Source organism: Ferrimonas pelagia, from assembly GCF_039543565.1.
Classification (GTDB): domain Bacteria; phylum Pseudomonadota; class Gammaproteobacteria; order Enterobacterales; family Shewanellaceae; genus Ferrimonas; species Ferrimonas pelagia.
Genome location: NZ_BAABJZ010000086.1, coordinates 31,436 through 46,387, shown reverse-complemented (window position 1 = coordinate 46,387; position 14,952 = coordinate 31,436). Strand labels below are relative to the sequence as shown.

Genomic DNA, 14,952 nt, shown 5'->3' with positions numbered 1-14,952 from the left:
TAGGACTGATATCGCTGCTGGGTCATTATCAGCGGCTCAAAGGTTTAACTTGAACCGCCGTGGTACGGAACCGTATGCCCGGTGGTGTGAGAGGACGGGGGCCGCAAGGCCCCCTCCTACTCGATTCGCAGAGGTTAAATGGTATAGCTCTGGCCGGCGTAAACGACGAAGTAACGCATGGCCAGCACACCCACTAGGGTGCAGCAGGGCAACAGCAGCGAAGCGAAACGCCCATGCAGCCAGTGTTTGCTGGCGAATAGGTTGGCCAGCACAGGCACGCCCAGCCCCAGCCCCACCACGGCAGACCAGAACAATACAGCCCAGGCGCCGTTGGTGAGCGCATTGATGGCGGTTTGGGCTGCCGGTCCGGAAAACAGCAGGCCGACAAACAGCAGCACCAGACAGAGCGCTTCACTGAAGGCGACGGGATATTCCAGTTGATGCATTTGGTTCAGATCATCACTGGGTTGATGCCTCGCTAACCAGTAGCCAACCAGGCTATTGCCCGCCGAGCCGGCGGCGATGGAGGAGGCTAAAAACAGCGCCGGCAATACCGCGGTATTAAGGATGGGGTAGCTGTTGAGGACGGAGAGCAGGATCCCGGTATAGATCGCGGCGATCAGGGCCAAGGCAAACAGCACCACCAGTAGGCCGCGATGATGGCGGTCGATCCGGTCGATCAGGCCCGTTAAGCGCGGCAGACGACGCTGGATCGGTTTGCGAAACACCCAGAAGCAGAACACAAAGGTCAGTGGGATGTAGAGGTTCAACGCCATGACCCCCAGCGACATCACCGACGACGGGTTGTAGTTCAACACGATAAGGTAGAACTCTAACGGCTTGGTCAGATCCATCACCAGAAACAGCATGCCGAGGCAGATGCTGACTGGGGCGATCAACGCCGCCGCCTGCAGGGTCGGCGTATGATCATAGGGCTGATCTTTGGCTTTGCGGTACCAGCGTATCGCCAGGGCGACGATCAGCGCGCCCGCAGAGAGGCCAGCCAGAAACAGATAGCTGGCGATCATCCAGTTCCAGATCACCGGATCGTATTGGGTAACACTTCCCCAGGTTGCGTTCATGCGCTGATCCCTCCTTTACGATTTGGAATGCGATAGATCCGTGGGCGGGTGCCTAAATGGGCTTTGCTTTGATAATGGGTGTTATTGGCGAGCACTTTGGCCACCTCGCTGTTGGGATCGTTGGCATCACCAAACAGCAGGGCATCGGTCGGGCAGACGCTGACGCAGGCGGGCAGTTCCCCCCGGGCCAGACGGGTCTTGCTGCAGAAATCACACTTATCTGGCACCTTGGTGGTGGGGTTGATAAAGCGCGCTTTGTAGGGGCAGGCGGCCAGGCAATACTGGCAACCGGCGCACTTGCTCTTATCGACGCTGACGATGCCGTTGTCATCGATATGGGCCGCCTGAGTCGGGCAAACCGAGACGCACGGGGCGTTCTCGCATTGCTGGCAGGAGACGCGTTGGTAGTTGAAGCGCAGGTTCGGACTGGTGCCGTGGGGCCCGTCGATCCGGACCTGAATGCGCGTCACTCCGGTGGGCACCTGATTTTCACTGCGGCAGGCGACGTTGCAGGCCTGGCAGCCGATGCAGCGGTTTTCGTCGTGCACCATTACATAACGAGGTTTCATGATGTTCTCCTGCTAGATCTTGCGCAATGTGACGCCGGCGGTGTGCAGACTCATGCCACAGATGGGGGCCACGCTGTGGGGCAGTAGGTTGCCGCAGTGAACGCCGCGGCCGGTGGCGCGCTTGAGCTCCGGGTTTTTGGCGCCAAAGCCCATGTAGGCAAAGACGGTATCGGGACGGATCCCCTGAGTGATCAGCGCGGTGCCCTGCTCGGTGCCGTTGCGATTGGCCAGTTCAATGGCATCGCCATTTTTGATGCCGTGGGGGGCAGCGGTGTCCGGATGGATCCAGACTGCGTTGTCGGACATCAGCTCGGCCAACATCGGGATGTTATGGGTGGCGCCATTGGTGTGCACCGCGACCTTGCCCTGAATGAAGTAGAGCTCATTGTCCTGTTTGAGTTTGACCGGACGGTAGCGGATCACGCCGCGCCCCGGTGACAACGCTTCGACTTTCGCTGAGGACAGCTCGATCTTGCCGCTGGGGGTGTTGAAGCGCATGGCGCTGGCAAAGGTCTGATCCGGATCCTGCTCCCGCGCATTGGGGTAGGCTCCGCAGAACGTGTTGACGCTGGCTGGCTCGCGCAGCAGCAGTGGCTCGCCATAGCTGACAAAACCTTGCTGCTTGATGTGATTGAGCAGGCTGGCGTCGTTGCCGGTTTGAGCCAGTTGCAAGGTGCTCATGCTGTCCCATGGGTAGTATTGGGACAGGCCGAGTTTGTGGCCCAGTTGCTGCCAGATCTGCCAGCTGGGACGGGTATCGCCGATCACCTCCACCGCTTTTTGGCGCACGTAATAGGTGGGGGATTTGCCGGAGATATCGCTGATCTCTTCGTCCCGCTCCAGATAGGTGGACTCAGGCAGGATAATGTCGGCGAGTGCTGCGGTTTCGGTGATGTAGACATCACAGACCACCACCAGATCGAGTGCCTTGAGCGCTTGTTCCACCCGGCCGCGACTGGCGATGGTTTGCATCGGGTTATTGCGGCTGATGATCCAGCCCTTGATGGCATACGGGGTTTGCTCGAGTACCGCGTCGAGCACCGACTGGGACACGCCGCCTGAGGCCGCTGCCATGGCCAGTTGCGGATCCGCCTGATCGATCCGTGGTGCGCTGATCGTTGGCATGGACGCGACGCCCGGTTTGGCCAGGGTAGGGGCCACCTTCTCTCCGGCCAGTTGGTTGTAGCCCTTGGCTTTTTTGCCCATGTACAGACCACCTTTACGCTCGATGTTGCCGATCAGCACATTGAGGCCATAGAGGGTGCGGCGCAGATCGAACTCTTCGGGGGTGAAGGTGGTGCGATGGCCAAAATCGACCATGGCATGGGGCGCGTGATGGGCGAGCTCACGGGCGATGCGGCGGATATCGGCGGCGGGCACGTCGGTCTGCTCGGCGGCCCACTCCGGAGTGTATTGCCGCACCTGCTGGGCAAAGGCGGCGAACCCTTCGACGTATTGGTCGACAAAGGCCGCGTCGTACAGCCGCTCTTCGATCAGCACCTGGCTGAGTGCCAGGGCGATGGCGAGATCGGTGCCGGGCCGGATGGGGTACCACTCGTCGGCTTTATCGGCGCAGATACTAAAGCGGGGATCAAACACCACCAGCTTGGCGCCTTTGTCCATTTGCGCCTGCATCATGGCGCGGGTTTCGGACATGTTGATCCCCTCATAGAGGTTATGACCGAAATTGATGATGTATTTGGCGCCACCAATGTCGCGCTTCACGCCACCACCAAACAGGGCTTTGGCGGCGACCACGTAGCCATTAGGGCAGGTGGAGGCGTGGGTGAAGGTGTTGGGGCTGCCAAAGGCTTTGCTGAGGTGGAACAGATGATTGGCCAATGAGCCGGACTTGGAGGTGAAGGCGATCGATTCCGCCCCATGCTGCTGTTTGATCTGCTGCATGCGCTCGGCGATCAGGGCGTAGGCTTCGTCCCACTCAATGGTTTGCCATTGGCCAGCACCACGCTTGCCGATCCGCTTTAGCGGTTTGACCAGCCGGTCGGGATCGTACAGCAGGCTATGGCCGGAGCCCCCGCGGGCGCAGACCTTGCCGCCAAACGCTTTGGCATTAGGGTTACCCAAGATCGATACGTTGCGCCCATCCACCACACGGGCTGAGATGGGGCAGCGGGTTGAACACATCTCGCAGATACTCGGCGTCCGCTTGCCGGTGGCGATCAGTGGGCTGGGCGCGAGGGCGCCGAGGGTACCGGGGAGAAAACTCGCCAGGGCACAGCCGGCGGAGCTGGCGCCTGCGATCTGAAGAAATGAACGCCGGTTCATCGTCATAATGAAGTCCTTTTGGCTTGCTCGTGAGAACAATCCCTTCCGAGAGAGGAAAGGGGGATGGCCCGTTTATAAGCAGCGCATGGCGTTCAGGATATTGTGGTAAACCACAGTAATTGGGTTTTTTAGGGTAAAAATAGTCATTTTGAGCCAAGTTCATTGCGCCCTGCGACACGGAGCCAAAGGCGTCAATTGTGGTTTGCCACATGGCAGAAAAAGGGCCGCGCCGCCGATGTTCACGGCACAGGATGGGACGCTCGACGGCCCGTTGCTGAGCCGGCTGAGCGTCTGGTGTGCTCTGGTGAGGGCAAGGTGCTCCGGTTTATGGGTGACCGCGCAGCGGCAGGATCAGCACGGCTTGGCAGCCGTGCTCAGGACGATTGCTTAGGGTGAACTGTCCGCCGTGGGCTTCGGCCACATCGACGCAAATGGCGAGACCGAGGCCCAAGCCCTTGGGTTTGGTGGAATAAAAGGGTGAGAGTAGGGAGTGCACCGGCTGGCTCAGGCCGGGGCCGTTATCTTCAATGGTGAGCGCGATCTGATCTGCACTGAATTGGACGCGGATCAACAGCTCGGGTGGGCGCTCGGGTGGGTTTTGCTTGAGCGCATCCAGGCTGTTTTTGAGCAGATTGAGGATGACTTGTTGTAGGCCGACCGGATCGCCCTGCAGGCAGGAGGGCGTTCCATGGTATTCAACGTTGGGCTGGAAGGCTTGCTGTTTAAACTCCATATCCAACAACAGCAAGCAGTCGTCGATTAAGGGGGCAAGGGTCAAGGATTGGATGGCGGCATCTTGCTGCTTCAACAGACGACGGATCCGGTGGACGATGGCGCCGGCTTTATCGGCTTGCAGTTGGATCTTGCTCAGCACTTCCGCATATTCCGCCGGACAATCCGCCGGCAGACGATGCAGCCCGCCTTCACTGTAGGCACTGATCGCCGCGATGGGTTGGTTCACTTCGTGCGCCAGGCCGGCGCCGATCTCACCGAGGATGGCGCTGTTTTCAAGGCGCTGCAATTGAAGTGCGGCGGTTCTCAGGCGTCGTTCGGTGCCGATCAGATGGGTGCTTTTCTGATGGTAGCGATATTCGATCCAGCAGTGGTAGATCGCCGCCGAGAACAGCGCGATGAGTGAGAGCCAGGCCCAGTGCTGATTGCGTTGCAACCAGAGCGTGAGGCGGTTTAATCGACCTTGGTTCGAGGGCAATAGGTGTTGTTGCTGATAGAGGCTTTGAACCGATAACAAGCTGATGGGGGCAACCCAGCCGAGGATCTCGGCCTGCTCTGCGGCCGGGTGTTCGGGCGGCAGGTTGTGCAGCGCCCGGGTAATGGTGGTGGCCAGATGGTCTGAAACCTCATCGGTGCTCGAAATGGTCAGGCCGGGGTAGAGCGCGGTACTGCTTTGGCATTCGCCGCTGTCCAGTGGCATGGCGTTGATCAGGCGAAAGTCGCCATTGTCATAGAGGCCCTGTTCAACCAAACGCTCCTTGGCGCAAAAGGGCACGATGGCGGCGTCACTCTGTTGTTGTTGCACTTGCGCGAGTAACGCGTGATGAGACAGATCGCGAAACTTGACCCGCTTGAGATAGCGCTTGGGATCCAGCCCATGGCGCAGCAGCTCACCGGCGACGGCTTGATACCCTTCAAGATCGGCCGGGTGGTTGGCAATGATAGAGATCTGCTTGAGATCGAAGATATTGTAGTAATCGCTATCGGCACGAACCCAGATGGCGGAGCCGCTGGCGTAGGCGCTGCCCCAGTGCCGCAGGGAGCGCGAGGTGGCCAACTGTGACAGCGGATACCGGTTGGCGAGTAGCAGATAGTGGCCGGGATCGGTAATGACCAGCTGTATTGAGCGCTGTTTTAGGGCGTCGGCCAGTGCGTCATGCGCCAGTGGCTCAATGGCGAAGTGGTTGGCCGGCAGCTGGGTATTGAGGTATTCCAGCAGCCCTTGCCAGCGTGCTCGGGTTTGTTGATCCCCCCAGTCGTTTAAGACGCCAATGATCAGCGGTTGAATGGGCGACTGGGCATGGCCGATGGCGCTAAACAGGAGAAGCAGGAAACAACTCAGCCATTTGAAGGGATAACGGCATCCGGTTTTCCATGTCATTGGACGGTATCCCGAGCGATGGGCCAGAGAGGCATCTTAGCGATTGAATAATGGGTAATTAATGCTTTAGATCAATAAGATCGAAGCTTGATGCCGGGGTGGCTTGTCGGCTTGCGGGGGCTTGGTTATGGTCAACGTGCCCTCGTAGGCGACGGGTTGGAGGTAATGGTGGACGAGTGCGGCTCAATTTATCTTGTCGATGATGATCTGGCGGTGCTGGATTCTCTGTGTTTCTTAATGAAAAGCTACGGCTTCGAGCTGCGTTGCTTCAACTGTGGCGCGACGTTTTTAGAGACGGTGGATCTGACCGCGCCCGGTTGCGTGATCCTCGACAGTCGGATGCCGGGTTTGTCTGGCGAGAGGATCCATCAGCGGCTGCTGGAGGTGGGCAGTCCCATTGCGGTGATCTTTCTGACCGGCCATGGTGATGTGCCTATGGTGCGGGAGGCGTTCCTGCAAGGTGCCCATGATTTCTTTCAGAAACCGGTTAAGGGGCAAGATCTGGCGCGGGCATTGCGTGAGGCGATCGGGGTCAGTCAGCAGCGTTGGGAGCTGCAGCGATTACGCTGTCGCCTATCCGGTTTGACCGAGCGTGAGCTGTCGGTTTTCCGCTTGGTGGTGAAGGGGCTGACCAATAAACAGATCGCCGCAGAGCTGTTTGTGACGGTGCGGACCATCGAGGTACACCGGGCGCGCGTGATGAGCAAACTGGGGGTGGAAAATATGGCGGAGTTGATGAGTTTGGCCCATTTGGTGGCTTGAACGATCCGATTGACCGCAAGACTCAGGCCGACAATGCCGGCGTAGCTCGATGGGGTTGATCGCTCATAAGTGGCGTCGGAGTCTCAGTTAGCAGGGCTGTGGGCTTGCTCTATGCCCAAGTATTGGGGCACCCGTTGCGCACTTGCCGAGTGGGCTGTGAGCGGTCTTACCTGCGACGGTGAACAAGGTGTTTGACGCTTTTACCTTCTAAGTAAACCTGGCCTTCAATGCCAGTCAAAGGCGTTCGCTTGTCCTTCCTTTGTGCAATTATCGCGGAATCGTCATTTTCCTGACGTCGCCTTGTGATCCGCTTCACGCTTTCTTTTGATTACCTCCGAAGGGGTATACCTCTCATTTGCGTCAGTTTTCATCATGGGGCTTTGAATTCAGAGCAGAGGGTGTCCTGTGTCCAACGAATATCACATCACCAGCTTTGTGGTGCACAGCCAGCCAGATCGTGTGTCTGATGTGCGCGCAGCCATTCACGCGCTGGAAGGCAGCGAGATCCACTCCGTGACCGACAGCGGCAAGCTGGTGGTGACGTTGGAGCGCAGCAGCCAAGGTGCCATGCGCAGCGCGATGGACCGCCTGGTTAATCTCGATGGCGTCCTGTCGGCCGCACTGACCTACCACCGGGTCGAAACCCTTGATGAGCAAGAGGAAGCAAAGCAGTGAAGATGGATAGACGACAGTTTATTAAAGCCAATGCCGCCATGGCGGCAGCAACTGCGGCGGGTGCGGCGATCCCGGTAAAGATGGTACAGGCCGCCGAAGGCGCGGATGACATCACCTGGAATAAAGCGCCCTGCCGCTTCTGTGGCGTGGGTTGTAGCATCTTGGTTGGCACCCGAGATAACCGCATTGTGGCGACCCGAGGCAATCCGGACAGCCCGGTGAACAAGGGCATGGCCTGTGTGAAAGGGGCCTACCTGTCGAAGGTGATGTATGGCTACGGGCGATTGACCCAGCCATTGCTGCGGATGAAGCATGGCCAGTACGCCAAAGATGGCGAGCTGACGCCGGTCAGTTGGGATCGCGCTTACGACGAGATGGCCGCCAAGTGGAAGGCCAGCCTGAAAGCGAAGGGTCCGGGCTCGGTCGGCATGTTTGGCTCCGGTCAGTGGACCGTATGGGAAGGCTACGCCGGCGTTAAGTTGATGAAGGCCGGGTTCCGCTCCAACAATATCGACGCCAACGCCCGTCACTGCATGGCTTCCGCCGTAGTGGCGATGCTGCGCGCCTTTGGTATTGATGAGCCGATGGGCACCTATGATGACATCGAACACACAGACACCATCGTGTTGTGGGGCTCCAATGCCGCAGAGGCCCACCCGGTCTTGTGGAACCGCATTACTGATCGCCGCTTGAGTCATGACGGGTGCCAGGTGCACGTACTGTCGACCTATCAGCATCGTGGGTTTGAGTTTGCCGACAATGGCATGGTGTTTGAACCGCATCAGGATCAGGTGCTGCTCAACTTTATCGCTAACTACATCATCCAGAACGATGCGGTGAATTGGGACTTTGTGGATCAACACACCAAGTTTGCCGTTGCAGAGTCGGACATTGGTTACGGCCTGCGCCCTGAGCACCCATTGGAAAAAGCCGCTAAAAACCGTGGCTCCGGTAAGACGACCCCGATCGATTTTGCCCAGTACGCCGAGTTCCTGTCTGCCTATACCGCTGAGTATGCCGCGCAGCAAACCGGCGTGCCGATAGCGCAGCTGGAGAAGTTGGCGCAGCAATATGCTGATCCCAAACGCAAGGTGATGAGTCTGTGGTGTATGGGGGCGAACCAGCACACTCGCGGCGTGTGGGTGAACAACTCCATCTACAACATCCATCTGCTGACCGGCAAGATCTCGACGCCGGGCAACAGCCCGTTCTCGCTGACCGGTCAACCCTCGGCCTGCGGTACCGCTCGCGAAGTGGGCACCTTTGCCCACCGCTTGCCGGCGGACATGGTGGTAATGAACGACCAGCACCGCGCATACGCCGAGAAGCGCTGGCAATTGCCGGAAGGCACTATCCCTGCGACGCCGGGCTTTGATGCCGTGGCGCAGAACCGGGCATTGAAAGATGGGCTGATGAATTGCTACTGGACCCAGTGCACCAACAATCTGCAGGCCGGACCGAACATTAATGAAGAGGCGCTGCCGGGTTACCTTAATCCGGAGAACTTCATCGTGGTGTCGGATGCCTACATGACGGTGACGGCTTCCGTTGCGGATGTGGTGTTGCCCAGTGCGATGTGGGTTGAGAAAGAAGGCGCTTACGGCAACGGCGAGCGTCGCGGCCAGTACTGGCACCAAATGGTGAAACCCATCCCTGGCGCACGCTCCGATCTGCGCCAGATGATGGAGTTTTCCAAGCGCTTTGCGATAGAGGACGTCTGGACGGAAGCGCAGCTGGCACAGGCGCCGGAGTACCGGGGTAAGAGTCTGTTCGACGTGCTGTTTGCCAATGGCGAAGTGGACAAGTTTAACTCCCGCGAATGTAAGGGCCGTTTTAACGACGAAAACGACGTATTTGGCTTCTATGTGCAAAAAGGGCTGTTCGAAGAATACGCTGGCTTTACCCGTGGCCATGCCCACGATCTGGGCGACTTCGATGCCTACTTCAACGGTGAGGGGTTGTGCTGGCCAGTAGTTAACGGCAAGGAGACCTTGTGGCGTTTCAAAGAGGGGCTGGATCCCTATGTGAAAGCGGGCAAGGACTTTGAGTTCTATGGCCACAATGACGGCAAGGCGGTGATCATCGCCAACATCTATGAGCCGCCTGCCGAGGCGCCGGACAGCGAGCACGATCTGTGGATGTGTACCGGGCGTATTCTGGAACACTGGCACACTGGCACCATGACCCGCCGTGTGCCTGAGCTGGACAAAGCGGCACCCAATGCCGAGGTGTTTATGCACCCAGAAGATGCGGCCGTGCGCGGCCTTGAAAATGGCGATGCTGTGGTGGTCTCCAACCGGCGCGGCGAGGTGCGCAGCCGGGTCCAGACCCAGGGGCGCTACAGCATGCCAAGGGGTCGGATCTTTATGGCGTTTTTCGACTCGAGTCAGCTGATCAACAAGCTGATGCTGGATGCGACCGATCCGATCTCGAAAGAGACCGATTACAAGAAATGTCCGGTTAAAGTGACCAAGGCGTAAGGAGCCGAGTATGAACAAATTGAACGTATCGGCTGCGGCTTTAGTGTTGCTGTTGGCTGGCTGTCAGTTGGGCAGTGAGCCCGCAGGCGAAGCGCCGTTGTCGACCCGTGGTGATGTCGCCGTAGCGGCAACCAGTCCGGTACCGCAGGCGGTGGAATTCCCCAGTCGCGGAGTGTCGGTGGCGGTTGAGCTGGAGGGGATGACCCCGATCATTCCGCACAAAGCTGACTACCCGATCACGCTCAAGCGCAACGGCTGTGTCATGTGCCACAGTCGCGGCAAGCAGAAGATGTCCGAACGTCACTATGGCGATGACGCGAAACTGGATGGTCATTATTATCAATGCCTGACCTGCCACGTGCCGCAGTCCCAGCCGATCCAATTTTAATCCTATTGATTCCTACAAGGTGGGCATGCCGCGCAAACGTGTAGGTATTTAATGAAAAAATAGACAAAAAGACCGGCATATCCGCCGGTTTTTTTTGTGGGTGAAAAACGCTGTTCAGATCGAGATCCACCCCGCATACCCCTCAGGGTAACTGTGTTCTACTGCAGGAAGAACACAGTTACAAACAGTGAGGATCTATGCTGTCCACAGAACAACGACAAGAAACCCTGGCGGCCCTAGATGTGCTTGCCACTCTGTTTTACCGGCCGCTCGAGGCCAGTACCGTTGAAGCCTTAGATAAAGAGGCTGTCTTTGAACATTGGCCACAATGGTTGGCGCAGAAGCCGCTGACGGAGCAGTTGCAGCGAGGGGTGACTTATGTACCGTTCGAGCAACTAAAGCAAGATCATTACGATCTCTTGCTGGCACCGAAAGGGCGCAAGGCCTATCCATGGGGCTCGGTTTATACCAGTCGTGAAAACCGTTTGTTTGCAGAAAGTTCGGTGGCCTATCAGGCGTTTTGCAAACAACACCAAATACAGTTTGAACTGAGTGAGGCTCAGCCACTGGATCATTTCGGTTTAATGCTGGGGGCGACGGCGCATTTGTTGCTTCAGCAGCAGGATGAAGCGGTCAGTGAGCTGTTGGGGGTGCATTTGCTACCTTGGTCCGGACGTTTTCTTCAGTGTATGAATGACTCTGCACAGACGGAGCTTTACCAACAGTTGGCGCTGCTGGCTGAGTCTACGTTAGATGGCCTGAGTCAGGCATTATCGGTGACTGTTGTGCCGGTGCCTTTGTACAAATAATTTCCTTGTTTCTCCTCTGGCTAGAACCTGTTTGGCTGGCTTTGTGTGGGTCTGAGGCGAGTCAGCACCAGAAGACTTGAATCCGTGTTATCGCTTGCTCGTCTTGAGGCGCGATCGTGAGCTAAAAAGCACAAAGTGTCCTTTCTAACTCCAACATGACGTTTCTTTCAATCCAGACTTCTAGCTGTCACGATATCGACAGGTTAGGAGTTTGGGTTATTGAGCGACCAATGCGATCTGCCGCTCTCAAAATAACTTCGCCTAACGCTAGGCCGACTTCCGACCGGTTGCCCTTTGCGGCATAATCGGCGATCCGGCACGTTGCTCTGTTTTTGAATCAAAAAAAACGGCCCGCAATGGCGGACCGTCTTACACCGTAGCTCAATAATTAGCTGCGCTTACGGATGATCACGGTATTAGGCTTATTGCCAAAGTCGCTGTAGCCGTGGCCGTACAGTTGGGCGCCTGGCAGTTGGACCGCTTCTTCCAGTGGCATGACATCCAATACCTGTACCGGGCAGCCTCGAACACAGGCAGGTTTTTCGCCAGCATCAATCAGTTCGGCACACATATCGCACTTGGTGGCGCGGTTGCGACCATTGATATCTTCCATCGCCAGTGCACCGTGTGGGCAGTCACGCACACACTGACCACAGCCAACACAGTTCTCGAGGTTTTGTACCACGATGCCGTCAGCGCGCTTGCTATAGACCCCATAAGCACAGGCTTTGACGCAGTATGGGTTTTCACAGTGGTGGCAGGACTGGCTTAAGAAAACCTGAACCGAGCGACCTTGCTGGCTGAGCCGATCGTGGCAGCTGATCTGGCGGTACATCCGCTTTTCATCCAGCTTGTTTTTGGCCTGACATGCCACTGTACAGGCCTCACAGCCGACACAGTTTTCCTGACGGAAGACGAACGCAAGTTGTTTAGTCATGAGAGATCCTTAGGGCTTAGGCCAGGCTGATATCAACGCGCGTGGCGTGGAAGGTAGAGCCGTTGTTCATGTCAGTCAGATCACAGTTAGTGATCATGTTAATGGCGGTATTACTGCCGTTCGGGTTGGTCTTCTTCCAGGAACATTTCCACACAAGCAGGGTGCCTGGAGCCGTCATAGGCTCAACCTTGGCGGTGTAGACGATGCTGACCACCTCGTCATTATGACGGGTGGCGGTCAGTTCTACCGGTGCACCGTCGTAGATACCCTTATCTGCCGCATCTTGTGGGTGCACATACACGGTGTGTGCCGGCAAGTTGCGGGTGTACTTGATGTTGGCCCACTGTGAGTTATTCATCTTGGCGTGCGCAGGCGACAACAGACGGAATTCACGCGCTTTCTCGCCGTCACTCATGCCGAAGTAGTCATGGGCATCGGTTTCCGGGGTGCCGATATCGATCACCGGGTGGAAGCGTTCGGCATCGAAGTAGTTACCGCTGGTGTCTTTGAATTCAATCTTGCCACTGGCGGTTGGCCAGTCGAAATCCTTGCGCCATGGGTAGGTGATACCCGGTGGCATGTAGAAGCCCTGTTTTTTAAACTCGTCGTAGCTGATATCACCGTTAAATGCCTGACGGTTCAACTCTTCTGCCGTCAGGTCAAAATCCGGGTCATCAAAGCCCATCTTTTTTGCCAGGGTGGTAAAGATCTCGTAGTTTGTCTTGGACTGGAACAGTGGATCGATCTGCTTATGACTGTGTTGGGTGTAATAAGCGTGATAACTGTCGCTGGTGTCCTCTTGCTCAATAAAGCTGGCAGCAGGCAAGACATAATCCATGTATTCCATGGTGTCAGTCATGAACAAGTCGACGCCGATGCTGAACAGGTCTTCACGCATTAACCCTTTCTCAAACAAGGCGGTATTCGGTGCGATGGCCATCGGGTTCGAGTTCCAGCACACAAAGGCCTTAATGGGGTCGCAAGATTCGCCATAGGCCATGGGCCCTTCTGTACCATCGGGCTGAACGTAGGTTTCTGGCACCAAAGCTCGGGCGTATTCGTTGATGCTGACGGTTGTTCGTTGCTTCTCAATATCTTCTGGCGTCAGGTGAGCTCCATTTGCCCATGCGCCGTTTCGGCAACCCGCTTGAGTATTCAAATAGGTAACGCCGGCACCAGGGCGGCCAAAGTTGCCCGTTAATGCGGCCATCATTGGGATGGAACGGACAATGCGACCACCGTTCAGAGTTCGCTGCAGGCCATAGCCGATACGAATGATAGCGGCATCGACGCCGGCGTAAGCGCGAGCAAACTGTTGGTACTGGTAGGTTGAAACGCCGGTGTGCTTGGCGATCTGTTCGTGGGTGAACTCGTCGACGCGCTCTACCAGTGCATCAAAGTCTTGGGTATTGGCGGCGATGAAGCCGGTATCGTGCAGATTCTCTTCGATCAGCACTTTACAGATCCCCAGTACCAACATTGCGTCGGTACCCGGTGTTGGCTGCAGCCAAATATCGGCCTGAGAAGCCATTGGCGTGCGGGCTGAGTTGACCACCAGGATTTTCGCACCTTTGTCCCGAGCTTCATTAATAAACTTGAGGTGGTGGATGTTGGTGGATTGCTCGTTGGTACCCCAGGATACGTAGCACTGGGTATTGACGTAATCTTCCGGACTCGGGCCAATAAACTCACCAAGAATGGAACTCATGCCGTGGTAACCAGCACTGGCACAGATGTGCTCTTCCAGTTTGCGACTGCCGAGGCGATGGAAGAAGCGGTAGGGACCTGCAACACCAGACATGCCGCCGTAACCGGAGTATTTGTAGTAGGAAACAGAGTTGGCACCGTGATTATCAACCGCTTCTTTTAGGCCCGCAGCGACAGCATCATAAGCCTCTTCCCATGTAATCGGTTCGAAACGGGCACCAGGTCCTTTTGGGCCGACACGCTTGAGAGGCTGCTGCAATCGATCTGGGCTATATACCGATTGTAGGTAGGCGTGGCCCTTAACACATGGAGTTCCAGCAGTGACTGGATGGCGATCATCACCAGTGATGGCAGTAGCAACCCCGTCTTTGGTGGTCACCAATAGGCTACAGCGGTCGCCACAGTTACGTGGACAGGTGACGTGTTGAGTGTGATCGAATGGTGGTTCCGGGGTGATGATCTCATCATCATTGTCATCGCTGCTGCTGCAACCGACCAGACCGGAAGAAAAGGCAAAGGCTGATGCCCCTTTCAAGAAGGTACGCCTGTTGATGCTCATCATTGAACTCCAAATATAAGAAACACTTTATGCTTTTATGCGGCTCAGAATGGCAATTGACGGCAAATTTAAAAACAGCAATTTCATGAAATGCGATTGTGCAATTCGTTCAAAAGGTGAGGGGCGTAGCCAAGTGATAACTATTTCTATCCCGTGGCTGTTTGGTCGGGGTAACTGACCGATATTGTCAGCAGAGTGAAGCGAATGTTTTTACTCGTCCCTGAAGTTAATTTGAACCAAGATCACGGCGGGTTATCCATAAATGACAAATAAAAGCTGCGATTTTGCAGGCTGAGGAAAGTTCGCCATTAGGGGTGTGTTTTGTGACTTTGGTTGGGGTTGTGGTGTCAGCGGGACCCACTGCTCAATTCGGATTAAACATGGGTAATAATCTTCGCTCTGCATACTTTTTACTGTTTTGGTGAAGATCTTTTTTAATTTTCTTGTTGTAGTGTGCGCCTTGTGCTGTTTTGGGGGTTCTGTGCACAGTGCTCGATAGCATTCACTCGTGGGGCTGAAAGATGAGCAGACTCTGTGGATATCAAACTTCTGAGCATTGTGGGTTTTTCCCAGCTAGTGGCCGTG

The 14,952-nt window shown here is 56.4% G+C and carries 11 protein-coding genes; 5 read left to right on the top strand and 6 right to left on the bottom strand.

The features are described 5' to 3' along the window. Positions 1–134 precede the first annotated feature (134 nt). From nrfD to ABEA08_RS13560, 4 genes are all read right to left on the bottom strand, one after another. A complete protein-coding gene (gene nrfD / locus ABEA08_RS13575) occupies positions 135–1,082 on the bottom strand; it encodes an NrfD/PsrC family molybdoenzyme membrane anchor subunit (RefSeq protein ID WP_345335868.1) in 948 nt (315 codons plus the stop codon). Continuing rightward, on the bottom strand, positions 1,079–1,651 hold the full coding sequence (locus tag ABEA08_RS13570) for a 4Fe-4S dicluster domain-containing protein (protein ID WP_345335867.1): 573 nt from the start codon (positions 1,649–1,651) through the stop codon (positions 1,079–1,081). Before ABEA08_RS13570 ends, nrfD begins: the two co-directional genes overlap by 4 nt. Before the next feature lie 12 nt (positions 1,652–1,663). Continuing rightward, on the bottom strand, positions 1,664–3,943 hold the full coding sequence (gene phsA, locus ABEA08_RS13565; protein ID WP_345335866.1) for a thiosulfate reductase PhsA: 2,280 nt from the start codon (positions 3,941–3,943) through the stop codon (positions 1,664–1,666). Positions 3,944–4,262: 319 nt separating this feature from the next. Then, complete coding sequence (locus ABEA08_RS13560; RefSeq protein ID WP_345335865.1) at positions 4,263–6,050, bottom strand: sensor histidine kinase; 1,788 nt, start codon at positions 6,048–6,050, stop codon at positions 4,263–4,265. Between the two features lie 165 nt (positions 6,051–6,215). On the opposite strand from ABEA08_RS13560, the gene ABEA08_RS13555 reads away from it, so the two are divergent. The 5 genes from ABEA08_RS13555 to ABEA08_RS13535 all read left to right on the top strand — a co-directional run bounded on the left by ABEA08_RS13555 (position 6,216) and on the right by ABEA08_RS13535 (position 11,164). After that, positions 6,216–6,812 (top strand): response regulator transcription factor, encoded by a 597-nt coding sequence (locus ABEA08_RS13555; RefSeq protein ID WP_345335870.1) that lies wholly within the window; start codon positions 6,216–6,218, stop codon positions 6,810–6,812. 405 nt (positions 6,813–7,217) lie between these two features. Next, positions 7,218–7,487 (top strand): chaperone NapD, encoded by a 270-nt coding sequence (locus tag ABEA08_RS13550; protein ID WP_345335863.1) that lies wholly within the window; start codon positions 7,218–7,220, stop codon positions 7,485–7,487. Then, the gene (napA, locus tag ABEA08_RS13545; protein ID WP_345335862.1) at positions 7,484–9,967 is read left to right on the top strand and encodes a nitrate reductase catalytic subunit NapA; all 2,484 of its coding nucleotides are present in this window, start codon (positions 7,484–7,486) and stop codon (positions 9,965–9,967) included. Before ABEA08_RS13550 ends, napA begins: the two co-directional genes overlap by 4 nt. Positions 9,968–9,977: 10 nt before the next feature. Continuing rightward, positions 9,978–10,355, top strand: a complete 378-nt coding sequence (locus ABEA08_RS13540) for a nitrate reductase cytochrome c-type subunit (protein WP_345335861.1) — start codon at positions 9,978–9,980, stop codon at positions 10,353–10,355. A 197-nt stretch (positions 10,356–10,552) separates the two neighbouring features. Next, positions 10,553–11,164, top strand: a complete 612-nt coding sequence (locus ABEA08_RS13535; RefSeq protein WP_345335860.1) for a TorD/DmsD family molecular chaperone — start codon at positions 10,553–10,555, stop codon at positions 11,162–11,164. 388 nt (positions 11,165–11,552) lie between these two features. Here the strand turns inward: ABEA08_RS13535 and ABEA08_RS13530 are convergent, their stop codons facing one another. Next, positions 11,553–12,101, bottom strand: coding sequence for a 4Fe-4S dicluster domain-containing protein (locus ABEA08_RS13530; RefSeq protein WP_345335859.1), 549 nt, complete (start codon positions 12,099–12,101; stop codon positions 11,553–11,555). A gap of 16 nt (positions 12,102–12,117) precedes the next feature. Continuing rightward, positions 12,118–14,367, bottom strand: coding sequence for a molybdopterin-containing oxidoreductase family protein (locus ABEA08_RS13525; protein ID WP_345335858.1), 2,250 nt, complete (start codon positions 14,365–14,367; stop codon positions 12,118–12,120). Positions 14,368–14,952 lie beyond the last annotated feature (585 nt).

Coding starts and splice junctions, on each gene's coding strand:
- ABEA08_RS13530 (WP_345335859.1), bottom strand. CDS start 12,101: ATGACTAAACAACTTGCGTTCGTCTTCCGTCAGGAAAACTGTGTCGGC.
- ABEA08_RS13555 (WP_345335870.1), top strand. CDS start 6,216: ATGGTGGACGAGTGCGGCTCAATTTATCTTGTCGATGATGATCTGGCG.
- ABEA08_RS13535 (WP_345335860.1), top strand. CDS start 10,553: ATGCTGTCCACAGAACAACGACAAGAAACCCTGGCGGCCCTAGATGTG.
- nrfD (WP_345335868.1), bottom strand. CDS start 1,082: ATGAACGCAACCTGGGGAAGTGTTACCCAATACGATCCGGTGATCTGG.
- ABEA08_RS13525 (WP_345335858.1), bottom strand. CDS start 14,367: ATGAGCATCAACAGGCGTACCTTCTTGAAAGGGGCATCAGCCTTTGCC.
- ABEA08_RS13540 (WP_345335861.1), top strand. CDS start 9,978: ATGAACAAATTGAACGTATCGGCTGCGGCTTTAGTGTTGCTGTTGGCT.
- phsA (WP_345335866.1), bottom strand. CDS start 3,943: ATGACGATGAACCGGCGTTCATTTCTTCAGATCGCAGGCGCCAGCTCC.
- ABEA08_RS13570 (WP_345335867.1), bottom strand. CDS start 1,651: ATGAAACCTCGTTATGTAATGGTGCACGACGAAAACCGCTGCATCGGC.
- ABEA08_RS13560 (WP_345335865.1), bottom strand. CDS start 6,050: ATGACATGGAAAACCGGATGCCGTTATCCCTTCAAATGGCTGAGTTGT.